The following is a 24,716-nucleotide window of genomic DNA, read 5'->3' as shown; positions in this document are numbered from 1 at the left end:
CGGGACCCGCGCAAGCGGGCGTTGGGGGGCCGCGGCGCGGGCGGGCGCCGCGGGCGCGACCCCCGGACGGGTCGGCTAGAGCCGGCGGCGACGGCGCGTGAGCCGGACGGCGGGCATCGGCGGGGCGGGGATGCGCTCGTCGCCGTGGTCGACGACGTGACCGAAGCGCTCGGCTCCGGACTCCCAGGCCTCTCGCGCCTCGACGATCTCTTCGTGGGAGCGGCCGACGAAGTTCCACCACATCACGACGTCGTCCTCGAACGGCTCGCCGCCGAGGAGGAAGAGCGTCGCGCCCGCGGCGCTCGAGATCACGACGTCCTCGCGGCGGGTGCCGAGATACATGAGGTGGGCGGCGTCGAGCGCGACCGCGTCGGCGATCCCCTCCTCGCCCGCGATCGCCGCCTCGCCGTACACCGCGACCAGGGCGTGCTCCCATGCAGGATTCAGTGGCACGTGCACCGTCGCGCCGGCGGGGATCCGCACCTCGGCACCGACGATCGGCGTATAGACGGTCGCGGGCGAGGCGACCCCGGCCAGTTCGCCGAGCACGACGGTCGCTGCGCCTGCCGTCCCGGCCACCGCGGGCAGCGTCACCTCGGGGAGCACCGCGTGCTGCTCGAAGGCAGGGCCGCCGTGACGCCGCACCTCGGGCAGGGCGACCCAGAGCTGCAGGGCGTCCAAGGGAGCGGCATCCTCGCCCAGCGAGTACTCGGAGTGAGCGATCCCGGCGCCGCTGGTCATGAGGTTGAGCGCGCCCCGGCGGACGACGACATCGCTGCCGACCGAGTCGCGGTGGCGCACTTCGCCCTCGTACGGCCAGGTGACGGTCTGCAGTCCGATGTGGGGATGCGGCTCGACGCGCATGCGCGTCTGCTGCGGTCCGAACCGGTCGAGGAAGCACCACGCGCCCACGAGCGGCAGATCACGCTGCGGCAGCGAGCGGTGCACCGACATCGCGCGCACCCCGCCGAGCGGCACCTCGCGCGTCTCGATCAGCAGTGTTCGAGGGCCCGCGCATTCCACCGCCGATTCGGTGGCGACCGCGTCGTCGGCGTCGAGCCGGGTCATGGCGACGCCGTTCTCACTCGGGGTGCGGCTGGTCGGGCCACTCGACGGTGAGCCCGGGAACCTCGTGCTCGTGCAGATACTTCGCCACCACAGGGCAATGCGGCACGACGGTCTCACCGCGGCGCGCGGCATCCGTCATCGCCTCGCCCACGACTGCCTGGGCGAGGCCGCGGCCGCGGAAGGCCGGGTCGACCTCGGTGTGCGGAAAATGCAGGCGTCCGCGCGCGTCGGCGCGGAACACGGTGAATCCCGCGAGCACGCCGTCGACGTGCACCTCGTAGCGGCGGTCGTCTTCATTGCGCGTCACGAGGGGCTGCGCGTCAGTGTCGGTCACAGTAATCCTTCCGTCGTCGCTCTCAACGTACGGGCCCGCCGCGTGATTCCGCCAGCGGGAGTGCACGCGCACCCCTGGCGGGACGGATGCCACAGGTCTATCGTCGGCATCATCCGCGGTGTGCGCGGTTCGATTCGGGGGAATCGATCCTGTCAGGGAATCGAAGGGGAATCATGAAACGACGTCTACTGGCCGCGCTCGCGGCCGTCGCACTCGGAGCGGGCATGCTCGCAGCCGGTGCGGCCGGGCCCGCCATGGCCTCACCGCTCATGGTCGCCAAGCACGTCGCTCTCGGCGACTCGATCGCCGCGGGCCAAGGCGGTGGCGCCCCGCTGGACGAATGCGTCCGGACCGACGGCGGCTACGCGGCGCAGCTCGATGAGGAGCCCAAGTTCAACCTGCTGCGCAACGCCGCGTGCAGCGGCGCGACGATCGCGGACACCATGTCTCAGCTGTCGCAGCTGAACCGCGGGACGACTGTCGTGACGCTCACTGTCGGCGCGAACGACCTCGGTCTGGATCAGGTCTACGCGACCTGCTCGATCGCCGCTGCCGGCGGAGATCCAGCGCCCTGCCTCACCGCGATCCAGAGCGCCGTCACCTCGGCACCGGGGATCGTCGCTCCGCTCACGTCCCTGATCGGCGCGATCGCCGAACGCGCGCCGGACGCGACGATCGTCGTCACCGGCTACCCGTATCTGCTCGAGTCGCCGCCGGGCCTACCGCAGTTCGCTCAGCTCGCCGCGCTCGTCGCCGCGGTGAATGGTGCGACCGACGCGCTCAACACCGCCATCCAGGCCGCCGTCGCCACCGCTGCTGCCGGTGGTGTCGATGTCGTCTACGTGGACGTGGTCGACGCCTTCGCGGGGCACGGCGTGCAGCTCGTGCCGGGTGTGCCCAGCGATCCGTGGTTCGGAACCGACCCGGTCGGCGACCCGGCGGGCTACCTCCACCCGACGTACGAGGGGTACGCCGCCTACACCGACGTCATCCTCGAGCAGTTGGGACGCTGAACGAGCTGCGGCGGCAGCGCCGCAGCATCCGCCTTCGTCTGAGTCGTCGGGCGCCGCCACCGCTTCCCGAGTGGCGGCGTCCCTCGTCTCCGCGTCCCCGAACGGGCCCGCTTCGGCGGACTTCGTGACACGGGCGCGGATGCCGCGACCTGGCAGACTCGGACGGTGACGCTCCTCGACACCATCGCGACCGCGGCTGCGGCATCCGGATCCGGATCACCCGACGCCGACGCGCTCTACGACGCGTTCGTCGAGTGGGCGGCCGATGAGGGTTTCGCCCTGTACCCCGCGCAGGACGAGGCGGTCATCGAGATCGTGTCGGGCTCGCACGTGATCCTGTCGACGCCGACGGGCACGGGCAAGTCGCTGGTGGCCGTCGCCGCGCACGCCGCGTGCGTGGCGCGCGGCGGACGCACTTATTACACGGCGCCGATCAAGGCGCTGGTCAGCGAGAAGTTCTTCGCGCTCGTAGACATCTTCGGCGCGGCGAACGTCGGCATGGTCACCGGCGACTCGTCGGTGAATCCGGATGCGCCCATCGTCTGCTGCACCGCCGAGATCCTCGCGAACATCGCACTGCGCCAGGGCGCCGGAGCCGGCGTCGACCAGGTCGTGATGGACGAGTTCCACTACTACGGCGATCCCGAGCGCGGGTGGGCGTGGCAGGTGCCGCTGCTGCTTCTGCCACGCGCCCAGTTCGTGCTCATGTCGGCGACGCTCGGCGACGTCACCGCGATCGCCGAGGACCTCGAGCGCCGCACCGGTCGGACCGTCTCGCGGATCACCGGGGTCGACCGTCCGGTGCCGCTGCACTTCTCCTACGCCCGCACCCCGGTGCACGAGACGGTCGAGGAGCTGCTGCAGACCGGCGAGGCGCCGGTGTACATCGTGCATTTCTCGCAGGCCGCCGCGATGGAGCGGGCTCAGGCGCTGTCGTCGATCCGCATCGTGTCGCGGGAGCAGCGGGATGCCATCGCCGAGGCGATCGGCGGGTTCCGCTTCACGACGGCGTTCGGTCGCATCCTGTCGCGGTACGTGCGAGCGGGCATCGGCGTGCACCACGCCGGCATGCTGCCGCGCTACCGGCGCCTCGTCGAGACGCTCGCGCAGCGCGGACTGCTGCGCGTGATCTGCGGCACCGACACCCTCGGCGTCGGCATCAACGTGCCCATCCGCACGGTGATGATCACGGCGCTCTCGAAGTACGACGGCACGAAGATGCGCCAGCTCTCGGCGCGCGAGTTCCACCAGATCTCCGGCCGCGCGGGCCGCGCCGGTTACGACACCTCGGGCACCGTCGTCGTGATGGCACCCGAGTGGGAGATCGAGAATGAGGCGGCACTCCGCAAGGCCGGAGACGACGCCGCGAAGCGCAAGAAGATCGTGCGCAAGAAGGCGCCGACGGGCGTCGTCAACTGGGGTCTCGGATCGTTCGAGCGTCTCGTCGAGGCAGAGCCCGAGCCGCTCGTGCCGCAGCTGTCGCTGACCGCGGCGATGCTCATCAACGTCATCGGCCGCGGCGGCGACGTGTTCGAGCACGTGCGCTCGCTCGTCTTCGACAACCACGAGCCGCGCCCGCGGCGCTACGAGCTCGCACGCCGGGCGATCGCGATCTTCCGCACGCTGCTGGCCGCCGAGGTGGTCGAGATCGACCGCAGCCAGAATCCGGACGCTGCGGGCGTGGGGAGCATCCGGAGTCAGATCCGTCTCACCGTCGATCTGCAGCCGAACTTCGCGCTCAACCAGCCCCTGTCGCCGTTCGCGCTCGCGGCGATCGGCCTGCTGGACCCCGAGGATCCGCCGGCTGCCCGGCAGAACTCCACGGATTCGGGCGGTCTGGAGCGGGATTCGGCCGATCTCGGCTCGATCGACGCGAATCGGTGGAGTTCTGCAGGCGGCGTCGGCACCGGCCACTACGCGCTCGACGTGGTGAGCGTCATCGAGGCGACGCTCGACGACCCGCGCCAGATCCTGTCGCAGCAGGAGTACAAGGCGCGCGGCGAGGCGGTCGCCCGCATGAAGCAGGACGGCCTCGAGTACGACGAGCGCATGGCGCTGCTCGAGGACGTCACCTACCCGAAGCCGCTCGAGGAGCTGCTGACGCAGGCATACGAGGTGTTCGCGTCGAGCCAGCCGTGGATCCGCGACTTCGAGCTCTCGCCCAAGTCTGTGGTGCGGGACATGTTCGAGCGGGCGCTGTCGTTCTCGGAGCTCATCTCGCTGTACCAGCTGTCCCGCAGCGAGGGGCTCGTGCTGCGGTACCTGTCGGACGCGTACCGCGCCATCCGCCAGACGGTGCCCGCCGAGGCGCAGACCGAAGACCTGCACGACCTCGTCGCGTGGCTCGGCGAGGTGGTGCGCCAGGTCGACTCGAGCCTCGTCGACGAGTGGGAGGCGCTGGTGAACCCCGTCGCCGACCCGTCGGCCCCGGTCGTGCCGCCCGCTCCGCCGTCGGTGCTCACGAACCGGCGCGCGTTCGGCGTGCTGGTGCGCAACGAGCTGTTCCGCCGCATCCAGCTCGCCGCGCTGCAGCGTGACGACGAGCTCACCGAGCTCGACCCCGACGTCGACTGGCCCGCCGCGCTCGACGCCTACTTCGACGACCACGACGAGATGCTCACGGGCGGAGCGGCCCGGTCGCCGCGACTCGTCACGGTGGACGAGACGGATGCCGCGGCATCCGGTGTCTGGCGCGTCGAGCAGACGATCGACGACCCGGCCGGCGACCACGACTGGCGCATCCACGCCGTCGTCGACCTGGCGGCCTCGGAGGAGTCCGGCACCGCCGTGGTGCGCGTGACCGAGGTCGTCCGGCTGTAGCCCCGGCGACGCCCCCGCGGCCGCGCGGTCCGGTTGCCGGATGCCGGGGGCCGGATGCGGGGTGCTCAGCCCAGGCCGAAGCCGCCGTCCGAGGTCAGCACCTGGCCGACCACCCATGAGCCTTCCGGGGTCGCCAGCCAGCCGATGAGGCGGGCGGGATCGGCGGGCTCGCCGTAGCGGCCGAACGGGGTCGCCCGCATCCACTCCTCGATCTCCTCGAGCGGCCGGTCGGTCGTCTCCGGGTCGAGGTAGCCGGTGTTGACGGGGCCTGGATCGATCGTGTTGAGGATGATCCCGAGATCGAGCAGCTCCGCCGCCACGGTCTTCGTGATGCCCGCGAGCGCCGCCTTACTCGTCGCGTACGCGACCTCGCCGCGCATCGGGCCGTGGATCTGCCCCGACGTCATCCAGAACACCCGCCCGACCGGCTCGGCGAACGGGCCGCGACGCTCCGCGCGCTCACCGGGCCGGGCGGCGATCGCGTCGCCGGCGTGCAGCGCGGCGAACTCGCGGGTGAGGAGGATCGTCGAACGGGCATTGGTCTGCCAGAACGCGTCCAGTCGCTCGGCGGTCATGTCGAGGATCGACCCGTCGTCGCCCGACTGCGCGTGGTTGCACACCAGGATGTCGAGCCGGCCGGTGAGGGCCCGCGCCGCGTCGACGACGAGGGGGACGGATGCCGCCTCCCGCAGGTCGGCACTGATGTCGCCGAGCTGCGCGCCGGGGGTGAGCTCGGCGCGCAGACCCTCGCGCACGGCGTCGAGGTCGTCGCCGCCCCAAGGGAGGCGCGTGTCATGCGGGCGAAAGTGGTGGAGGAAGACGTCGGCGCCCAGCCGTGCGAACTGCGTCGCGACGGCGTAGCCGATGCCGCGCCGGCGTGACACACCGGTGACGAGGGCGGTCTTGCCGCGCAGCGGCAGGGACGTGGAGGAGAGCATGGGGTGCCTTTCAAGGACGCCGGACTGTGGGCTCACCCTGCCGCAGCTGCGCGCAGCGCGAAGCGACGAGTGGGGCGTGGGGGCGTCCGGATCATGTCCGCGCGGATCGCGACGGACGGGATGGTGACGAAGGCGGGTCACAGGCATTGCATGACGAAGACGATAACGGATCCGCCGCCACCTCTCCACGGGATCCCTGGAGCACGGGTGCGGCGCCGATGCGGGGCATCCGGGATGATGGCGTAATGCCGACCTACGTGGCGTTCCTGCGCGCGATCAACCTCGGCGCCGTGCGGAAGTTCGCGAAGGAGGACATCCGGCGGGTTGTCGAGAGCCTCGGGTTCACCGATGTCGAGACGCACATCAACACCGGCAACGTGAGGTTCACGACGGCGATGCGTTCGCGGGCGAAGATCGAGAAGGCGCTCGAGGATGCCTTCGCCGCCGACCGCGGCTTCGAGGTGCCGACCATGGTGTTCATCACCGCGGAGATCGCCGCGATCGCGCGCGAGGCGGCGGAGCTCAGCGCCGAACGCCCGGGGCTCCAGCGGCACTATGTCTATTTGCTCAAGGAGGAGCTGCCCCCCGACGTCGTGGCCCGAGTCGAAGCGCTCGCCACGCCGGTCGGCGGCATGGTGGTGCGGGGCCGCGTCGCGCACGCCCTGCTCGGGCCCGGGTATGACGCCGGCAGCGTCGATCCGCTCGGGGCGGCGAAGCTGCTCGGCGTCGCGACCAACCGCAACCTCACGGTCATCGCCGCCATCGCCGCCAAGTGGTCCTGAGCGACGGGCGTTCCTCAGCTGAGGCTCTGCGCCGAGATGCGGAACATGCCGCGCGTTTCGTTCCGCATCCGGGCTCAGTTCCTCAATTGAGGATCGCCGATTCGGTCCGGCGTCGCGGCGAGCTCCTCGGTTGAGTACGCCGCCGGGCGAGCGGCTCCTCCCCAGCCGGGCCGCCGGTCGGAACGCCGCGGGGTTCTCCGCCGGAGCTCTCGTGGCGAGGACGGCGTCGGATGCCGCGGCTACGCTGGGACGGGTGACCATCCCGCAGGGCGACCCCTACGCCGACCTCGCGTGGGAGCCCGGCCTCCTGCCTTCCGAGTTCGGTGACGCCCCGCCGCCGGACGACGCGTGGGCGCCCCCGGAGGACGGCTGGCAGCCGCCGCCCGACCCGCAGGGAGGGTCGTCGACCAACCTCGACCCGTTCGCCGGTGCCGGTCCGCGGCGCGACTTCACCGGTGCCGACCCGCGCACCGTGCTCCGAGAGGTCTACGGGTTCGACGCATTCCGCGGTGAGCAGGCCGCGATCGTCGATCAGGTCGTCTCCGGCGGCGACGCCGTGGTGCTCATGCCCACCGGCGGCGGCAAGAGCGTCTGCTACCAGGTGCCGGCACTGGTGCGCCCGGGCACGGGGCTCGTCGTGAGCCCGCTGATCGCCCTGATGCACGACCAGGTCGACGCGCTCGTCGCGAACGGCGTGCGCGCCGCCTACCTCAACTCCACGCAGGCGCCGCCCGAGCGCGCCGCCGTCGAACGCGCGTACCTCGCCGGCGAGCTCGACCTCCTGTACGTCGCGCCCGAGCGGCTGAACACCGAGACCACGCTGCGGTTCCTGGCGCGCGGAAAGCTCAGTGTCATCGCGATCGACGAGGCGCACTGCGTGTCGCAGTGGGGCCACGACTTCCGGCCCGACTACCTCGCGCTGGGCGCGCTCGCCGAGCGATTCCCCGGCGTGCCGCGCCTCGCCCTCACCGCCACCGCGACGCCCGCGACCCACCGCGAGATGACCGAACGGCTGCAGTTGCCGAACGCGCTGCATTTCGTGTCGAGCTTCGACCGGCCCAACATCCAGTACCGCATCGAGGCGAAGTCCGACCCGCGCCGCCAGCTCGTCGCCTTCATCCGGTCGCAGGGCGTGGGGTCGGCCGGCATCGTCTACGCGCTGAGCCGCAAGTCGGTCGAGCAGACGGCCGAGTTCCTCTCGGCCCAGGGGATCGACGCGCTGCCGTATCACGCAGGGCTTCCGGCCGAGACGCGAGCCGCGAACCAGTCCCGGTTCCTCCGCGAGGACGGCGTCGTCATGGTCGCGACCATCGCGTTCGGCATGGGCATCGACAAGCCGGACGTCCGGTTCGTCGCGCACATCGACCTGCCGAAGTCGGTCGAGGGGTACTACCAGGAGACAGGTCGCGCGGGCCGCGACGGCGAGGCATCCGTCGCCTGGATGGCCTACGGACTCGGCGACGTCGTGCAGCAGCGCCGCATGATCGACCAGTCGCCCGGCGATCGCGCCTTCAAGACCCGTCTCGGGCAGCATCTCGACGCCATGCTGGCCCTGTGCGAGACGATCGGATGCCGCCGCCAGAACCTGCTCGACTACTTCGGCGAGGCGTCCGGCCCGTGCGGCAACTGCGATACGTGCCTGGAAGCACCCGAGACCTGGGACGGCCTCGTGCCGGCGCAGAAGCTGCTGTCGACCATCGTGCGGCTGCAGCGCGAGCGCGGCCAGGCGTTCGGCGCCGGTCACCTGATCGACATCCTGCGCGGTGGGTCCACCGACCGGGTCCGCCAGCAGGGGCACGACAAGCTCGCGACCTACGGCCTGGGCGCCGACCTCAGCGAGCAGGACTGGCGCAGTGTCATCCGGCAGCTGCTGGCCCGCGGCATCCTGGTCGCCCGCGGCGAGTACGGCACGCTCGCCCTGGGTGAGCCTGCCGGCGGCGTGCTGCGCGGTGAGACTCCGGTGCCGCTGCGCCGCGACGTCATGGGCCGGTCGGGCGGGGTCGCCCGCGTGCGCAAGAGCACGGCTCCCGAGAACCTCGACCCGGTGAACCTCGGCCTGTTCGAGGCGCTGCGCGCCTGGCGCGCCGGCGTCGCGAAGGAGCTGGGTGTGCCCGCCTACATCGTCTTCGGCGACGCCACGCTGCGCGCCCTCGCCGAGCGCCGCCCCGGCAGCCTCGCCGACCTCGACGGCGTCTCCGGCATCGGCGCCAAGAAGCGCGAGGCGTACGGCGAGGCCGTGCTCGGGGTGATCGCCGCCGCCTGACCTGGGCCGCCGGTCCTCAGCTCGCAACCGCCCGCCGTGATGAACCGCACCTGGCCGGTGAAGTGGCCGTCTCGCCCGGGCATCCGCTGCCACGCCGGCGTCGGCGGTGCTGGTCCCAGGCACCCGTGTCTTTTCGCACGCCCGGGTCGCGCGCCGCCCCGTCAGGCCGGCGGCAGCACGTCGTCGAGGTGGGCGTCGAGGTGGGCTGCGACATCCACCGCGTCGCGGTCGTAGAGCCACTGGTACTGCAGCCCGTCCCACAGCGCGGTGAGCCAGACCGCCTCGAACTCGGGATCGCGGTGTACGGGCAGATCGCCGTCCTCCTGAGCCGCGCGGAACAGCGCCGCGAAGTGGTCGACGACCCCGCGGAAGCGTTCCTCGAAGTACGCATGCGCCGGGTGGTCGGCCGGCACGGCCTCGCACGAGAGCACCGCGTACACCTCGATGAGACCCGGCGCCTTCGCGGCGTTCTCCGTCGCGCCGCGAGAGAGGGCTCGCAGCTCGTCGGCCGCGCGGTCGGCGGGCGCATACGAGTCGCGCGACTCGATGAGGCGATCGCGGTGGCTGAGCACGGCGCTGAGCAGCTCCTCCTTCGAGCCGTAATAGTGCAGCAGCGTCGACTTCGAGACGCCGACGCGCTCCGCGATGTCGCGGAGGCTGGTGTCCCCGTACCCCTCCTCGGCGAAGAGTGCGGTCGCGCCGTCGAGGATGAGGCCGCGGCGCTCGCGCCCGACCCGGTAGCCCAGCGGCGATTCCGTGTCGGCCGGCATGAACGTGGGCATGGACGGCACCGGGGCCGGGGTGTCGGTCGGGGCAGGTCCGTCGGGCTCGCGCCAGCCGACGGGGAGGGCGAGTGATCCCTCGTGGGTCTCCAGTGCCCCGACGATGTCGACGCGATCGGGCAGGTACTGTGCCAGCAGCTGTAACCCGTCCCACGCGGCGGCGACGCGCACCGCCTCGCCCGCCGGGTCGCGGTCGGCGGCGACCGTGTCTTGAGCGATGGCTTCCTCGATCGCGTCGGTCGACTGGTCGCGCAGGCGCGCGTAGCGGTCGCGCATGATCCGGTGCGCGGGATGGCGAGGGGTGGATGCCTCGCCCGTCAGCGCCGCGAACAGCGCGAGGTACCCGGGCACGGTCTCGTTGCGCCGTGCGACTTCGCTGTACGCGAGGGTTCCCGGGTCTTCCGCTGCCATCCGCTCGAGCAGCTCCCGCTCGTTGTCGCGCTCGAAGAGATCCACGACGGCGGCGAGCACCTCGTCCTTGGTCGCGAAATGGCGGAGGAGTCCCGGGTGGCTGATGCCTGCGGCGGCGGCGACATCGCGGAGCGAGGTGGCGCGGTACCCCCGCGTCACGAAAGCCTCGTGCGCCGCGGCCACGATGGCGGCTCGCGTCCGCTCGGTGCGCGCGGTGCGGATGGCGCCCGGCGCCGCAGTGATGGTCACGTCGTGGCACCGCCTCTCCGCGTCTCGCCGTTGTGCATTCATCCTATCGACGCCGACTTACCATTCGGTCTAGTTTCAGTTACCAATCGGTCGAGATTCATGTATCGTCGTCCAGTGACGCGCGTCGGAGCCGATGCGCGTCGTACCCGAGAAAGGACTCCGATGACAGAGCTGTCGCCCGCCGCGACGATCGCGGCCGCCGGCACGACCGGCTTCAAGGCCCCCGGCACCACGCCCGACAAGACCCCGCGCGGCTACACACCCGGCCTTGCCGCCGTCAACTTCGGCGTCTATCTCGCGCTGCTCACGCCGGTGCTCGTGTCGATGGCGTTCAAGGTGCAGCACATCACCGCCACGCCCGAAGAGGCTACGGCGCAGCTCGGCCTGATCATGGGTGTCGGCGCGCTGTTCGCCCTCATCGCGAACCCGCTCGCCGGCCGCCTGTCCGACCGCACGACGTCGCGCTTCGGCATGCGTCGGCCCTGGATCCTGGGCGGCACGCTCGTCGGACTCGGCGGGTTCGCCCTCATCGGCGTCGCGAACTCGGTCTGGGTCGTCCTCATCGCCTGGTGCCTGGTGCAGACCTCGATGAACGCGGTCCTGGCGGCGGCCAACGCGACGCTGCCCGACCAGGTGCCGGTCAGCGGCCGCGGCAAGGTGTCGGGCATCATCGGGCTGACCACGCCCCTCGGCATCCTCGCGGGCTCGTTCCTGGTGAACTTCCTGTCGGACGACTTCGCGCGCTTCGTGGTGCCGGCCGCCATCGCCACCGTGCTCTCGGTGCTGTTCGTCCTCGTCCTGAAGGACCGCCGTCTCGACGAGAAGCCGGCGCACAAGTTCACCGTCGGCCAGTTCTTCGGCTCGTTCGTCTTCAACCCGCGGAAGCACCCCGACTTCGGCTGGACTTGGCTCACCAAGTTCCTCGTGATGTTCGGCTACGCCGGCATCGCGACCTTCCTGCCCTTCTACCTCACCGAGAAGTTCGGTCTCGACGAGCAGACCGCGATCTCCACGATCCTCGTCGCCAACCTCGCGTCCATGCTCGCCATGGCGATCTCCGGCCCGCTCGGCGGCGTGCTGTCCGACAAGATCGGCAAGCGCCGCCCGTTCGTGGCGCTCGCCGGCATCATCATGGTGATCGGGCTCGTGACCCTCGCGTTCGCGCCGAGCATCGCCGTCGTCCTCGTCGCCCAGGCGATCATCGGCCTCGGCGCCGGCTCGTTCCTGTCGGTCGACCTCGCCCTCGCGACCGAGGTGCTGCCGAACCCCGACGACACCGCGAAGGACCTCGGCGTGCTCAACATCGCCAACGCGCTGCCGCAGTCGATCGCCCCCGCCATCGCGCCCGGAATCATCGCGATCGGCGCCACCACCTCGCTCGGCGGCTACACCACGTATTACCTCTTCGGCGCGCTCGTCGCCCTCGCCGGCGCGATCCTCGTCTACCGCATCAAGGGAGTGAAGTGACTGACACAACGATCACGGTCCCCACGCCCCCTCCAGGCGCTGCTGGCGCGTCGCCCGGAGCCTCCGGGCGCGTGGGCCCAGCCTCGGCCGAGGCATCCGCTGAGAGCCGGCCGTGGCTCGACGCGAGCCTGCCCGTCGACGAGCGCGTCGAGCTGCTGCTCGCCGCGATGACCGTGGAGGAGAAGGCGGGCCTCTTCTTCCAGACCATGATCACCATGGGCGAGGACGGCGAGCTCGCCGAGGCCGACCCGGTGTTCGGGCTGCCGTCGAACCGCGAGTACGTGGTCGAGAAGCGCATGACCCACTTCAACCTGCTCGGTGTCGCGCCGACCGCAGGTGCGATCGCCCGCTGGCACAACAAGCTGCAGGAGCTCGCGGCATCCACCCGCCTCGGCATTCCCGTGACGATCTCGACCGATCCGCGCCACTCGTTCACCGAGAATCCCGGCGCGGCGATGCTCGCGGGCCCGTTCTCGCAGTGGCCCGACGCTCTCGGCCTCGCCGCGACGCGCGACGCGGCGCTCGTCGAGCGGTTCGGCGACATCGCGCGCCAGGAGTACACCGCGGTCGGCATCCGCGTAGCGCTGCACCCGCAGGTCGACCTCGCGACCGAGCCCCGCTGGTCGCGGGCACTGCAGACCTTCGGCGAGGACGCGGAGCTGTCGGGCGAGCTCGGCGCCGCGTACATCCGCGGGTTCCAGAACGGCGAGTCGTTCGGTCCCGGTGCGGTGTCGGCCATGGTCAAGCACTTCCCCGGCGGCGGCCCGCAGAAGGACGGCGAAGACCCGCACTTCGCCTACGGGCGCGAGCAGGTCTACCCGGGCGGGCAGTTCGAGCTGCACCTCAAGCCGTTCGAGGCGGCGTTCGAGGCGGGCGTCCGCCAGGTCATGCCGTACTACGGCATGCCGGTCGGCACCGAGTACGAGGAGGTCGGCTTCGGCTTCAACAAGTCGGTGCTCACCGGGCTGCTGCGCGAGCGCTACGGCTTCGACGGCATCGTGTGCACCGACTGGGGCCTCGTGAACGACGCCGCGATCTTCGGCCAGCCGTTCCCGGCCCGGGCGTGGGGCGTCGAGCACCTCACGCCGGCGGAGCGCATGGAGAAGATCCTGGATGCCGGAGCCGACCAGTTCGGCGGCGAGGCGTGCCCCGAGCTGCTGCTCGAGCTCGTCGCCGACGGCCGCATCGCGGAGGAGCGCCTCGACGTGTCGGCGCGTCGCCTGCTGCGCGAGAAGTTCGCCCTCGGCCTGTTCGAGAACGCGTACGTCGACGCCGAAGCGGCGGACACGATCGTCGGTTCGGCGCAGTTCCGCGCCGAAGGCGACGCCGCGCAGCGCGCGTCGATCACCGTGCTGTCGAACCGCACGGTGCTGTCCAACCGCACGGTGCTGTCCAATCGCACGGTGCTGCCGTTCGCGCGCGGGGCGAAGCTCTACGTCGAGGGCATCGCGCCCGCGATCGCGGCGGCGTACGGCGAGATCGTCGCGTCGCCCGCCGAGGCGGATGTTGCGATCCTGCGCCTGCAGGCGCCGTTCGAGCAGCGCGAGACGACGTTCGAGAACTTCTTCCACGCCGGCTCGCTCGAGTTCCCCGCCGATGTGCTCGCCCGCATCGCCGAGATCGCCGCGGCGGTGCCCACGGTGGTCGACGTGTTCCTCGACCGCCCCGCGCTCCTCGGCCCCGTCGTCGAGACCGCGCACGCGGTGGTCGGCAACTGGGGTGCGAGCGGCGCGGCGCTGCTCGACGTGCTGAGCGGCGCGGCACCCGCGCAGGGCAAACTGCCGTTCGACATCCCGTCGTCGATGGCGGCGGTCGAGGCATCCCGTCCCGACGTCCCGTTCGACACCGCCGACCCGCTGTTTCGCTTCGGCCACGGGCTGTCACTCTGACCCGCTGACACGGATGCCGCGCCGCACGCCGCGGCGCGGCATCCGTGTACGGCACGCTCAGGGTCGCGCCGGCCTGTCACAACTCCTGGAAGTAGTAGAGCGCGCGCTCGTCGGTGTCCGGGTCGGAGCCGTGGAAGCCGTGGCGCGCGTAGAAGCGCTGCGCGTCGACGTCCCCTTCGTCCACGTTGATCTCGATCGCCGACACGCCGTCGCGGAGGCAGTCCGCGATCAGGCGGTCGACGATCGCTCCGCCGATTCCGGCGCCGCGCGCCTGCGGCGCGACGTACATCTCGTCGAGCAGGGCCACCGGCCCCTCGTACCAGACGTTGGGGCGCAGCGTCACGAGCGCGATCCCGACCGCGGGGTCCCCGCTCAGCAGCGCGAACGTCTGCTTCCCGGCCAGCAGGCCGCGTAGGCGTTCTGCCAGTACGACCGGCCCGGGAGACTCGGTGTCGAACTCCGTGTTGAAGTCATGCAGCAGTGCGGCCACGCGCTCGGCGTCGTCGACTGTGGCCCTGCGCACCTCCGCTGTCGCCATGGCTCCACGGTAGAGAGCGGTCCGCAGCAGCACCAGCCTCCCGCGGTGCGCATCCGCGACGACGGGCGGGGTCGCGCCTAGGCTGACATCGGCGGGCGACGGCGCCCGCGACGGGAGCGGCGCGTGGCCACGAGCAACATCGAGATCGCCCAGCAGGCCGACCTCTGGCCGATCGGCCGGATCGCCGCGGGGCTCGGCATCCCCGACGAAGAACTGGAGCCGTACGGCCGGTACAAGGCGAAAGTGTCGCTGCGGCACCTGCGGACACTGTGCGGCAAACCCCGCGGCCGGCTCGTGCTGATGACCGCGGTGTCGCCGACGCCCGCCGGCGAGGGCAAGACCACCACGACGGTCGGGCTGGGCGACGCGCTCACCCGCATCGGCGAACGCGCCATGATCTGCCTGCGCGAGCCCGCCCTCGGTCCGGTGTTCGGGATGAAGGGCGGTGCCGCCGGCGGCGGGTACGCCCAGGTCGTGCCGATGGAAGACATCAACCTGCACTTCACCGGCGACTTCTCGGCGATCGGGATCGCGACGAACCTGCTCGCGGCGCTCATCGACAACCACGTGCACCACGGCAACGCGCTCGGCATCGACGTGCGCCGCGTGTCCTGGCGGCGTGTGCTCGACGTCAACGACCGCGCGCTGCGCGACGCCGTGATCGGGCTCGGCGGTCCGTCCAACGGGTATCCCCGGGAGGACGGCTTCGACATCGTCGTGGCCAGCGAGGTGATGGCGATCTTCTGCCTCGCGACCGACCTCGCCGACCTCAAAGAGCGCCTCGGCGAGATCGTCGTCGCCTATACGCGCGACCGCTGGCCCGTCCGAGCGCGCGACCTGCAGGCCCACGGCGCGATGGCGGCGATCCTGCGCGACGCCCTCGCACCGAACCTGGTGCAGACCCTCGAGCACACGCCGGCGTTCGTGCACGGCGGACCTTTCGCGAACATCGCGCACGGCTGCAACTCGTATCTCGCGACCGACTCCGCGCTGCGGATGGCCGACTACGTCGTCACCGAGGCGGGATTCGGCGCCGATCTCGGCGCGGAGAAGTTCGTCGACATCCTGTGCCGCACCACCGGACTCCGGCCGGACGTCGCCGTCGTGGTCGCGACCGTGCGCGCGATGAAGTACCACGGCGGTGTGGACGTCGCCGACCTCCCGCACGAGAACGTCGCCGCTCTCGAACGCGGCACCGCCAACCTCGTGCGGCACCTCACGACCGTGCGCGAGACGTGGGGGATCGCCGCTGTGGTCGCGATCAACCATCGCGCCGAAGACACGGATGCCGAGATCGCGGCGCTCGTCGCCGCGTCGGAGGCGGTCGGGGTCACGGCCGTGGTCGCGAGGCACTTCGCCGAGGGCGGTGCGGGGGCGGAGGCTCTCGCGCGCGAGGTGGTGCGGCTGTGCGCCGAGCCCGCCGACGCCCTCCGGTTCACCTACCCCGACGACGCGACGCTGTGGCACAAGATGAGCGCGATCGCGACGCGCATCTACGGCGCATCGGAGGTGACGGCGTCGACCGCCGTGCGCGCGCAGATCAAGCGCCTGCAGGACGAGGGCTACGGCGGCTATCCGGTGTGCGTCGCCAAGACGCAGTACTCGTTCTCGACAGACCCGAAGCTGCGCGGCGCGCCGACCGGCCACGTCGTCGACATCCGCGAGGTGCGCCTCGCCGCGGGCGCGCGGTTCGTCGTGATGATCTGCGGCGACATCATGACGATGCCCGGCCTTCCGGCCGTGCCCGCCGCCAACACGATCGACGTCGACGAGGACGGCCGCATCGTCGGGCTCTTCTGACGGCGGAAGTGTTCCTCAGTTGAGGATCTGTGCCGAGTTGCGGAGCGGCATCCGCGTGTCGGTCCTCATCCCGGCTCTGTTCCTCATTTGAGGAACCGGCATACCCGGCCCGGCCCGGCCCGGGTCCTCAGCTGAGGACCCTGCATACCCGACCGGGCACCGGGCACCGGGCGGCCGGCGGTGGACGTTACGCCGGCGGGAACGTGCGCACGCGCTCGACCCGCAGCACGTGCGGGAGTGCGTCGGTGTCGCGCGTGCCGTCGGCGCGGGGGAACTCGTAGACGTCGAGCATGAGCTGCATCGGGTAGTCGATCGTCTGGCGCACGGTCTTGACCCAGCGGTGGTCGATGAAGAACCGCACCTCGTCGGGCGTCCACTCGACGGCGTAGTCGTGCATCGCGGTGAGGTCGCCGTCGACGCGGACCTTCTCGAAGTCGTGCCGCAGGCGCGGGTCGTGCTGGGCCTTCACGCCGATACCGACCCACCCGCCGGTGTCGTCGATCTCGGACCCGAAGATCTCGGCGATGCAGATCTCGCCGCAGTCGTCGGGGCGGTCTTCGAAGCCGATCGGCCAGAAGGCCACCATCGCGTCCGGGTGGCGCACGGCGGCCATCCGCGCCTCGACCACTCCGAACCGCGGGAGGTGCAGCCGACGCTCGGGCTGCGGCTCGCGCACGACGAGCCCGTCGCGGAAGCGGTGCTGCCCGGTCGAACCGCCCACTGGTCCCGAGAACTGGCCGGTCTGCAAGTGAGACACGCGGTTTCCGCCGTCGAACTCCGGCGACCACGCGGGCGTGTCCGCGTCGATGCGCAGTTCGACCCCTTCGGGAGCGACTGAGTACTTCGCCGCGGCGCGGTCGCGCGTCGACCAGTGCGCGAGGTAGTACGGCCACCACACCTTCTCGTCGAGCACGCCTTCGTCGAACCGCTCGTCGAGGTCGGGTGCGCGTCCGTCGAGGTCGAGCGGCGCCATGTCGAGCACCCAGATGTTGAAGGCGAGCTCGCCGCCGCGCCACGGCATGCTCGCCGATCCGCGATGCGCGAATCCCGCGGTGCGGCACAGCGCGTTCGAGCCGGGATTGTCGACTCCCGGGTAGGCGACGAGCAGAGTGCGCTCGCTGCGCGCGACGACGAGCCGGATGACGAGCCGCAGTGCCGCTCCGGCGATTCCCCGTCCCTGCCACTGCGGGAACACGTTCCATCCGGTCTCCCACGCCGGCGCGCCCTCGTGCTCGACCTGCCAGTACCCGATGCCGCCGACGGGCGTGCCGTCGAGCTCGATCCGGTACATCGCGGCCTCGCCTGCCTGCGCCAGCCGCAGGTAGCGCGCCTGCCGCTCCTCGAGCTGCGCCGGCGTCTCGGGTCCTCCGAGGTACGCGGTCATCTCTGGTGTATTGGCGCGCTCGAGGAGTGGCAGGTCGTCCGGACCCCAAGCTGCGAGCGTCACGCGCGGGTAGGTCATCGGCTCCATTGTGGATCGACCGGCCGACACCGCGCCATCGTCCGGCGCATTCCATGGCCGGCCTGGGGATAAACCTCCCGCGCCGCGGAAACGTCACGCTAGCGTGCGGGGGGGTGCCGAAGCGGCACCTTCCCCTCAACCGAAGGACTGTCTCGATGAAGAAGAAGATGATCGCCGGCATCGCCGCCGGCTCCCTCGTCGCGCTGCTCAGCGCGCCCCTCGCCGCCTCAGCGGCTCCTCGCGAGTACACCACCGACCCCCACGGCATGACCAACGGGTCCGTCATCAACCCGTTCGGCAAGACGAACGGCGACACCACCAACCCGTACGGAAGCACCAACGGCGAGACCACCAACCCGTTCGGAAGCACGAACGGCGACACGACCAACCCGCACACCCGCACCAACTGACACCACCGAACCAGGCGGGCGCCTCGCGTTGCGGGCGCCCGCCTGTGCGTCTCGCACAACCCGCCCGCGACCCGTCTCGGCTTGGCGTTGTGGACATTCAACAGTCGCTTTGAGGCGAGGTTGTGGGGGTCCTACGGTCGAGGTGACCTTCCTTCTGTCCATTGCACCGAGAGGTGATGCACATGGCCGACGCCGCCGTCCGCACCAAGAAGCCCGCCACCAGCAAGCGCACGCCCGCCGGCGGCGCCCCGACCGCGCCGCACACGGCGGCCGAGGCATCCGATCCGCGCATCGACATCGCCGCGGTCACCGACCTGCTGCTCGGCACGTGGGGCGACACCCGCCGTGAGGCCCGCGAGATGATCAAGGACCCCGCGTTCTGGCGCGTCGAGGGCCAGTCGATGGCCGAGCACCGCGAGCGCGTGCTCACGCAGCTGCACCTGCTCGTCGAGCACGGCGGCTCGCAGCGCGCGATGCCGGAGCAGTACGGCGGCCGCAACGACAACGGCGCGAACCTCGCCGGCTTCCAGGAACTCGTGCTGGCCGACCCGAGCCTGCAGATCAAGTCGGGCGTGCAGTGGGGCCTGTTCGGCTCGGCGGTGTTCCAGCTCGGCACAGAGAAGCATCACGAAGAGTGGCTGCCGGGCATCCTCGACCTCTCGATCCCGGGAGCGTTCGCGATGACCGAGACCGGGCACGGATCGGATGTCGCAGCCATCGGCACGACCGCGACCTACGAGCCCGAGACCGAGGAGTTCGTGATCCACACGCCGTTCCGCGGCGCGTACAAGGACTACCTCGGCAACGCGGCGCTCCACGGCAAGGCGGCGACGGTCTTCGCGCAGCTCATCACCGGCGGCGTCAACTACGGCGTGCACTGCTTCTTCGTGCCGATCCGCGACGACGAGGGCAACATGCTGCCCGGCATCATCAGCGAGGACGACGGCGTCAAGGGCGGCCTCAACGGCATCGACAACGGGCGTCTCGCGTTCGACCACGTGCGCGTGCCGCGCTTCAACATGCTCGACCGCTACGGCCAGGTCGCCGCGGACGGCTCGTACACCTCCGACATCCCGAGCCCGGGGCGGCGCTTCTTCACGATGCTCGGCGCGCTGGTGCAGGGTCGCGTGTCGCTCGACGGCGCCGCCACCACAGGCACCGCGCTCGCGCTGCACATCGCGCTCACCTACGCGAACCAGCGCCGCCAGTTCGACTCGGGCACCGGCACCGAAGAGGTGGTGCTGCTCGACTACGGCAAGCACCAGCGGCGCCTGCTGCCCCTGCTCGCCCAGAACTACGCGCAGTTCTTCAGCCACGACGAGCTGCTGAAGAAGTTCGACGGCGTCTTCTCGGGCCGCACCGACACCTCCGAAGAGCGCGAAGACCTCGAGACCCTCGCCGCGGCGCTGAAGCCCCTCAGCACCTGGAACGCGCTCAGCACGATTCAGGAGGCGCGCGAGGCCTGCGGCGGCTCCGGCTTCCTCGCTGAGAACCGCATGGTGGGCCTGCACCAGGACCTCGACGTCTACGTCACCTTCGAGGGCGACAACAACGTCCTGCTCCAGCTCGTCGGCAAGCGGCTTCTGTCGGACTACGCCAAGCAGTTCAAGGGGAAGGATGCCGCGGCCCTCGCCCGCTTCGCCGTCGCGCAGACCGCGGGCAAGCTGTTCCACGGCGCGGGCCTTCGCCAGCTCGGCCAGTCCGTCGCCGACCTCGGCTCGACGGCGCGCTCGGTCGAGTTGGGCCTGCGCGAAGACCAGCAGCACGAGCTGCTCGCCGGCCGCGTGCAGCGGATGGTGGCCGATGTCGCGGCGGCGCTGCGCCCGGCGACCAAGCTGTCGCCCGCCGAGGCGGCGGCGCTCTTCAACAGCCACCAGGCCGAGCTCATCGAGGCGGCTCGCGCCCACGCCGAGCTGCTGCAGTGGGAGGCCTTCACCGACGGCGTGAACCGTGTCTCCGACGAGGGGACCAAGCAGGTGCTGACGTGGCTGCGCGACCTCTTCGGCCTGCACCTGATCGAGAAGCACCTCGCGTGGTACCTCATCAGCGGGCGGCTCTCGGCGCAGCGGGCGGCATCCGTCTCCCGCTACATCGACCGCCTCGCGGCGCGGTTGCGGCCGCACGCGCAGGATCTCGTCGACGCCTACGGCTTCGCACCGGAGCATGTGCGAGCGCCGATCGCGTCGGGTGCCGAGCGCCGCCGGCAGGACGAGGCCCGCGAGTACTACCGCGCGCTCGCCGCGTCGGGCGAGGCCCCGGTGTCGGAGAAGTCGCTCAAGAAGAAGTGAGCGGGGCCGTCCCCGCCGGGATGGTCACGGAACGCTAACGATGTCCGGATCGCCTCACCGAGTGGGGCGATCCGGACAGCTCTGCGGTCAGGCGGCCCAGCCGCACATGCCGCACTCGCCCGTCGCTGACACCTCGACGAAGCAGTTCGGGCACATCGCGCGCAGGCGGTCCGGGATGGTCGGCTTCGCGACGCGGCGCTCCGCGGCGGGACGCGCGGCCGCGCGCCCCGACCCGCGGACGGGGGCCAGCGACGGCGCCGACGGAGGCAGCTGGATCTCGGGCCGGTGCTCGGCGCAGTAGAAGCGCACGTAGCCGTCGTGGTTCTTCGGGTGCCGGTGCTTGTACGCCCAGAGCTCGCTGCGCTCGCGCGGCTCGGAGTCGGCGCCGCACGTGAAGCACCGCGTCGGCTCGCCCGGAACGACGTCGGCCACTAGCACGAGGGTGTCGAAGGGGATGGCGTCCCGCCAGTCCGACGAAGCGACGATCTTCATGGCGTTTCCTCCCTGCGTGGACCGCACAGGCCCGACATTCCAAGGTAAGCGACGGCGGGGGCTCCCGGCGACCGAACGTGTGACCTCGACATGAAGGTTCGAGGACGACTCGAGTGCCGTGCCCCGGGTCGCAAGGGCGTCGGCGGCCCCGCATAGTCTGGCTCGGTGAGCACCGATGTCCGCCTCGGATCCGATGGCCGCGCGCGCTGCGCGTGGGTCGGCGACGACCCCGAGTACGCCCGCTACCACGACGAGGAGTGGGGCGTGCCGCTGCACGGCGACCGCGCACTCTTCGAGAAGCTCAGTCTCGAGGGCTTCCAGGCCGGACTGTCCTGGATCACGATCCTGCGCAAGCGCCCGCGGTTCCGCGAGGTGTTCGCCGGCTTCGAGCCCGAGGTCGTGGCGGCGTTCCGCGACGACGACATCGCGCGCTTGATGACGGATGCCGGCATCATCCGCAATCGCGCCAAGATCGAGGCGACGATCTCCAACGCGCGCCTGGTGCTCGAACTCGAGCCGGGCGAGCTGGATGCCCTCATGTGGTCTTTCGCACCGGCATCCCATCGCCGCCCGTCGTCGTTCGCGGAGGTGCCGGCGACGACCCCTGCATCGGACGCGCTCAGCAAGGCGCTGCGAAAGCGCGGCTTCCGCTTCGTCGGACCCACGACGATGTACGCGCTGATGCAATCCGCCGGCATGGTCGACGATCACGTCGACGGCTGCTGGCGCACCCACTGAGATCCCCTCGCCTGCCCCTGGCGCGTCGGTCGGACGCCGCGATCCTGCGCGGGAATGTACGTGCTGGCGCGGATCCGCGCCGCGGCGCGGCTCCGTAACGTCGCCAGGACAGAGCAACGATCGTCGCCCACCGCGGACGACGGAACGGAGGGATGTCATGCGCAAGGCACTCAGGGTCGCGTTCTCGGTCGTGACCATCCTGCTCGTCGCGGCCGTCGCGATGCAGCTGTACCTCGCCGGGGTGGGGGTCTTCAGCGACCCGGAGGATGAGCTCTTCGCCATCCACGGCTGGAACGGGCGCATCGTGCTCCCCGCGCTCATCCTGCTCACGGTGATCCTGGCCGCCGTGACGAAGGCCGGCAAGAGCACGATCTGGCTGTCGGTCCTGCTGGTCGGCCTCCTCATCATGCAGACGCTGATCTTCATCGTCACCGGCCTCATCTTCAACATCGGCCCCGACCACGCGAACCCGCCGCTCGGTGCGACGCTGCTGGTCAGCCTCCACCCGCTCAACGGGCTGCTGATCCTGTGGTTCTCGTTCGTGGTCGCCAAGAGGGCGTACAAGCGGGCGTTCCGGTCGGAGACCACGGATGCCGAGGCCGAGGCGACAGCCGCAGAACCGGGGACGGCCGCACCGCAGGTGCCCGAGCCGAGCCCCGGCGACGCGGTCGGTGCGCCGTCGCGATAGGCGAAGAACATGTCGGCCGCGGTCCTGCAACTGCTGTACGGCGCAGCGGCCGTCGGGGCGGCCGTCGTCTGGGGCACCCTCGCGACGGGGGGCGGAGGAGCCGGGCGGGAGCGGGCGGACAGCCCCTCCCGCCCCGTCACCTGGGCCCTCGTCGCCACCGGTGCAGCCCTGCTGATCGGACGCCTGCTCATCGCCGCCGCGCTGGCGACGGCATCCGCGTTCTTCGTCCAGGACCGGCTCTGGGGGCTCGCCCTGTCGATTCCGATGGAGGTCGCCGCCGTCGTCGCGTTCGTGCTGCGATGGCAGGTCGCCCGGGCGCTCGCCGGCGGCGCCGCGCTCGCGGCGGGTGCCGAACTGGTCTTCTCGATCGTGCTGGGGGCGCCGGTCGCGACCTGGGCGGCGATCGGGGTGGTCGTCGCCGTGATCGCCGGAGCCGTCTGCTGGGCGCTGGTCGGACTCCGCCGCGGCCGCCGCCCGGCGGCGGCCGCGCTCGCCGCGGGGGCTGCGGGTGTGCTCGCCCTCGCGCTCGTCGGCTGGACCGGCGCGACGGGTCACGGAGGGCTCGCCGACGGAGGCTTCCAGGCGCACGGCCACACCGGTGCCCCGCATCCCCAGCCCGTGCCCGGCGCCGCGCCGGTACCACCGGGCGCCTCAGCGCCAGAGGCGGCCGGGCCGGCGGCGCCCGACGAGCCCGCGGCGCCCGACCTGCCCGCGGCGCCTGAACTGCCGGCGGCGCCGGCGGGAGCGCCCACGGGCGCCGCGCAGGAGGTGCTGGTCACCGCGCTCACCGGCCGGGTGTCGGCATCCGCCCCCCGCATCGAGGTGGCGCTCGTCGCGCAGCAGCAGGAGGTGACAGTGCCCTCCGGCGGCCGGCTCGACGCGTGGACCTTCGGCGAGCTCGGCGGTCCGGCGGTGTCCGCCACGGTGGGCGACGTGCTCGAGGTGCGGCTGGACAACCGCGACATCGCCGACGGCGCGACGGTGCACTGGCACGGCTATCCGGTGCCTGCTGCGGCCGACGGGGTGGCGGGAGTGACCCAGGATGCCGTCGCCCCGGGCGGGTCGCACGTCACGACGTTCCCGCTCACCCGCCCGGGGACGTACTGGTACCACACCCATCAGCTCGGCTCGATCGGGGTGACCCGAGGGCTGTTCGGCACGCTCGTCGTGCAGCCGCCGGGTGGACAGGTCGACGACATCGACATCGTGCTGCCATTGCACACCTATGGAGACGCCGTCGTGTTCGGGTCCGACACCGAGGAGCAGCGCATCGACGCCCGGCCGGGCGACACTGTGCGGGTGCGTCTGGTCAACACCGACCAGCTGGCGCAGCGGTTCACGGTCTCGGGTGCGCCGTTCCACGTCGTGGCGATCGACGGCTCGGAGGTCGAGACGGGCGAGCTCTCGGACTCGGCGATCGAGGTGCCCGCGGGCGGTCGGGTCGACGTGGGGCTGACGATGGGTGCCGGCGCTGTCGCGGTGAGGGCTGAGGCATCCCGCGCCGCCGTTGTCGTGCTCGACGACAGCGCGGCCGGCGGCGACCCGGCCGGCGGCGACGCGGCCGGCGGTGATGCGCCCGGCGGCGATGCGGCCCGTGGCGACCTGCCCGAGGTCGAGCCGGTCCGCACGTTCGACCCGCTGACCGAGGTGACGGCGTCGACGCCGCCTGACACGGCAGCGGCGGAGGCGATCGCGCGTGCCGAGGCTGGGCCCACGCGCCCAGAGGCTCCGGGCGACCCGCCTGCGCCCCCGCAGCCGGAGGCTCCGCTCGACGCGCCAGCGGCGAGTGGAGGGGCAGCGGGGACGGCGTCTGGAGAGGGCGTGGGGACGGTCTTCGACGTCGAAGACGTGCACGTGCTGGACCGGCTGCCGCGGCTCGTGCACGGCGTGCCCCAGTACGCCTACACCGTGAACGGCGCCGTCTACCCGCACATCGCGCCGACGGTCGTCGCCGAGGGCGACGTGGTACGCGTGACGGTGGTGAACCGTGGCTTCGAGACCCACCCGATGCACCCGCACGGGCACACGGTGCGCGTGCTGTCGGTCGACGGGGTGGCGCCGGCGTCGCCGCTGTGGCTGGACACCTTCGATGTCGGCCCCGGCGAGGTGTGGGAGGTCGCCTTCGTCGCCGACAACCCCGGCATCTGGATGGACCACTGCCACAACCTCGACCACGCCGCCCTGGGCATGGTGATGCACATCGCCTACGAGGGGGTGCGGACGCCCCTCGCCGACGGCGGCCACGCCGGCAACGCGCCGGAGTGAGGCTTCGTCGACCCGGGGC

General features: G+C 71.5%; 19 protein-coding genes. 12 read left to right on the top strand and 7 right to left on the bottom strand.

The window, feature by feature from the left end; all coding sequences use genetic code 11:
• Positions 1–75 precede the first annotated feature (75 nt).
• Entirely contained in the window at positions 76–1,068 is a 993-nt protein-coding gene (locus B1729_RS00765) for a pirin family protein (RefSeq protein ID WP_163616052.1), read from the bottom strand.
• A 13-nt stretch (positions 1,069–1,081) separates the two neighbouring features.
• Positions 1,082–1,402 (bottom strand): GNAT family N-acetyltransferase, encoded by a 321-nt coding sequence (locus B1729_RS00760; RefSeq protein ID WP_163616054.1) that lies wholly within the window; start codon positions 1,400–1,402, stop codon positions 1,082–1,084.
• Between the two features lie 173 nt (positions 1,403–1,575).
• Here B1729_RS00760 and B1729_RS00755 point away from each other — a divergent pair, with 173 nt between their 5' ends.
• Positions 1,576–2,415, top strand: coding sequence for an SGNH/GDSL hydrolase family protein (locus tag B1729_RS00755; RefSeq protein ID WP_163630159.1), 840 nt, complete (start codon positions 1,576–1,578; stop codon positions 2,413–2,415).
• Between the two features lie 183 nt (positions 2,416–2,598).
• Positions 2,599–5,235, top strand: coding sequence for a DEAD/DEAH box helicase (locus B1729_RS00750; protein ID WP_163630179.1), 2,637 nt, complete (start codon positions 2,599–2,601; stop codon positions 5,233–5,235).
• 65 nt (positions 5,236–5,300) lie between these two features.
• Here the strand turns inward: B1729_RS00750 and B1729_RS00745 are convergent, their stop codons facing one another.
• A complete protein-coding gene (locus B1729_RS00745; RefSeq protein WP_163616058.1) occupies positions 5,301–6,173 on the bottom strand; it encodes an SDR family oxidoreductase in 873 nt (290 codons plus the stop codon).
• Between the two features lie 245 nt (positions 6,174–6,418).
• Between B1729_RS00745 and B1729_RS00740 the strand changes: the two genes are divergently transcribed.
• Entirely contained in the window at positions 6,419–6,955 is a 537-nt protein-coding gene (locus B1729_RS00740) for a DUF1697 domain-containing protein (RefSeq protein WP_163630157.1), read from the top strand.
• Positions 6,956–7,208: 253 nt separating this feature from the next.
• Entirely contained in the window at positions 7,209–9,218 is a 2,010-nt protein-coding gene (gene recQ, locus B1729_RS00735; RefSeq protein ID WP_163630155.1) for a DNA helicase RecQ, read from the top strand.
• A 161-nt stretch (positions 9,219–9,379) separates the two neighbouring features.
• Here recQ and B1729_RS00730 read toward each other — a convergent pair whose 3' ends face one another.
• Complete coding sequence (locus B1729_RS00730; RefSeq protein ID WP_345770798.1) at positions 9,380–10,660, bottom strand: TetR/AcrR family transcriptional regulator; 1,281 nt, start codon at positions 10,658–10,660, stop codon at positions 9,380–9,382.
• Positions 10,661–10,822: 162 nt separating this feature from the next.
• On the opposite strand from B1729_RS00730, the gene B1729_RS00725 reads away from it, so the two are divergent.
• Together B1729_RS00725 and B1729_RS00720 are read left to right on the top strand one after the other, a co-directional pair.
• The gene (locus B1729_RS00725; RefSeq protein ID WP_163616065.1) at positions 10,823–12,127 is read left to right on the top strand and encodes an MFS transporter; all 1,305 of its coding nucleotides are present in this window, start codon (positions 10,823–10,825) and stop codon (positions 12,125–12,127) included.
• Between the two features lie 71 nt (positions 12,128–12,198).
• Positions 12,199–14,016 (top strand): glycoside hydrolase family 3 N-terminal domain-containing protein, encoded by a 1,818-nt coding sequence (locus B1729_RS00720; RefSeq protein WP_163630151.1) that lies wholly within the window; start codon positions 12,199–12,201, stop codon positions 14,014–14,016.
• A 76-nt stretch (positions 14,017–14,092) separates the two neighbouring features.
• On the opposite strand, the gene B1729_RS00715 is transcribed toward B1729_RS00720, so the two are convergent.
• Positions 14,093–14,554 carry a GNAT family N-acetyltransferase gene (locus tag B1729_RS00715; protein ID WP_163630149.1) on the bottom strand — a complete coding sequence of 154 codons (462 nt, stop codon included), beginning with the start codon at positions 14,552–14,554 and terminating at the stop codon, positions 14,093–14,095.
• Positions 14,555–14,677: 123 nt separating this feature from the next.
• On the opposite strand from B1729_RS00715, the gene B1729_RS00710 reads away from it, so the two are divergent.
• Complete coding sequence (locus B1729_RS00710) at positions 14,678–16,354, top strand: formate--tetrahydrofolate ligase (RefSeq protein ID WP_163630148.1); 1,677 nt, start codon at positions 14,678–14,680, stop codon at positions 16,352–16,354.
• 187 nt (positions 16,355–16,541) lie between these two features.
• Here the strand turns inward: B1729_RS00710 and B1729_RS00705 are convergent, their stop codons facing one another.
• A complete protein-coding gene (locus B1729_RS00705; protein ID WP_163630145.1) occupies positions 16,542–17,816 on the bottom strand; it encodes a GNAT family N-acetyltransferase in 1,275 nt (424 codons plus the stop codon).
• 155 nt (positions 17,817–17,971) lie between these two features.
• Here B1729_RS00705 and B1729_RS00700 point away from each other — a divergent pair, with 155 nt between their 5' ends.
• Both B1729_RS00700 and B1729_RS00695 read left to right on the top strand, forming a co-directional pair.
• Positions 17,972–18,226 (top strand): hypothetical protein, encoded by a 255-nt coding sequence (locus B1729_RS00700; RefSeq protein ID WP_163616075.1) that lies wholly within the window; start codon positions 17,972–17,974, stop codon positions 18,224–18,226.
• A gap of 182 nt (positions 18,227–18,408) precedes the next feature.
• Positions 18,409–20,514, top strand: coding sequence for an acyl-CoA dehydrogenase (locus B1729_RS00695; protein ID WP_163616077.1), 2,106 nt, complete (start codon positions 18,409–18,411; stop codon positions 20,512–20,514).
• An 87-nt stretch (positions 20,515–20,601) separates the two neighbouring features.
• Here the strand turns inward: B1729_RS00695 and B1729_RS00690 are convergent, their stop codons facing one another.
• Positions 20,602–21,006 carry a glucose-6-phosphate dehydrogenase gene (locus B1729_RS00690; protein WP_163616079.1) on the bottom strand — a complete coding sequence of 135 codons (405 nt, stop codon included), beginning with the start codon at positions 21,004–21,006 and terminating at the stop codon, positions 20,602–20,604.
• 165 nt (positions 21,007–21,171) lie between these two features.
• On the opposite strand from B1729_RS00690, the gene B1729_RS00685 reads away from it, so the two are divergent.
• The 3 genes from B1729_RS00685 (at position 21,172) to B1729_RS00675 (ending at position 24,697) form a co-directional block, all read left to right on the top strand.
• The gene (locus B1729_RS00685; RefSeq protein WP_163616081.1) at positions 21,172–21,744 is read left to right on the top strand and encodes a DNA-3-methyladenine glycosylase I; all 573 of its coding nucleotides are present in this window, start codon (positions 21,172–21,174) and stop codon (positions 21,742–21,744) included.
• 157 nt (positions 21,745–21,901) lie between these two features.
• Positions 21,902–22,432, top strand: a complete 531-nt coding sequence (locus B1729_RS00680) for a DUF6220 domain-containing protein (RefSeq protein ID WP_163616083.1) — start codon at positions 21,902–21,904, stop codon at positions 22,430–22,432.
• A 9-nt stretch (positions 22,433–22,441) separates the two neighbouring features.
• On the top strand, positions 22,442–24,697 hold the full coding sequence (locus B1729_RS00675) for a multicopper oxidase family protein (RefSeq protein WP_163630144.1): 2,256 nt from the start codon (positions 22,442–22,444) through the stop codon (positions 24,695–24,697).
• Positions 24,698–24,716 lie beyond the last annotated feature (19 nt).

The organism is Microbacterium sp. B35-04, assembly GCF_010634885.1.
In the GTDB taxonomy this organism is placed as follows: Bacteria; Actinomycetota; Actinomycetes; order Actinomycetales; family Microbacteriaceae; genus Microbacterium.
The sequence above is the reverse complement of the archived record's forward strand: the minus strand, read 5'-3'. Positions and strand labels throughout refer to the sequence as shown.

Bases quoted from the DNA above. Each gene is read 5' to 3' on its own strand.
- B1729_RS00715 (WP_163630149.1), bottom strand. From the start codon at position 14,554: ATGGCGACAGCGGAGGTGCGCAGGGCCACAGTCGACGACGCCGAGCGC.
- B1729_RS00705 (WP_163630145.1), bottom strand. From the start codon at position 17,816: ATGACCTACCCGCGCGTGACGCTCGCAGCTTGGGGTCCGGACGACCTG.
- B1729_RS00755 (WP_163630159.1), top strand. From the start codon at position 1,576: ATGAAACGACGTCTACTGGCCGCGCTCGCGGCCGTCGCACTCGGAGCG.
- B1729_RS00675 (WP_163630144.1), top strand. From the start codon at position 22,442: ATGTCGGCCGCGGTCCTGCAACTGCTGTACGGCGCAGCGGCCGTCGGG.
- B1729_RS00700 (WP_163616075.1), top strand. From the start codon at position 17,972: ATGAAGAAGAAGATGATCGCCGGCATCGCCGCCGGCTCCCTCGTCGCG.
- B1729_RS00725 (WP_163616065.1), top strand. From the start codon at position 10,823: ATGACAGAGCTGTCGCCCGCCGCGACGATCGCGGCCGCCGGCACGACC.
- B1729_RS00765 (WP_163616052.1), bottom strand. From the start codon at position 1,068: ATGACCCGGCTCGACGCCGACGACGCGGTCGCCACCGAATCGGCGGTG.
- B1729_RS00680 (WP_163616083.1), top strand. From the start codon at position 21,902: ATGCGCAAGGCACTCAGGGTCGCGTTCTCGGTCGTGACCATCCTGCTC.
- B1729_RS00740 (WP_163630157.1), top strand. From the start codon at position 6,419: ATGCCGACCTACGTGGCGTTCCTGCGCGCGATCAACCTCGGCGCCGTG.
- B1729_RS00695 (WP_163616077.1), top strand. From the start codon at position 18,409: ATGGCCGACGCCGCCGTCCGCACCAAGAAGCCCGCCACCAGCAAGCGC.
- B1729_RS00745 (WP_163616058.1), bottom strand. From the start codon at position 6,173: ATGCTCTCCTCCACGTCCCTGCCGCTGCGCGGCAAGACCGCCCTCGTC.
- B1729_RS00690 (WP_163616079.1), bottom strand. From the start codon at position 21,006: ATGAAGATCGTCGCTTCGTCGGACTGGCGGGACGCCATCCCCTTCGAC.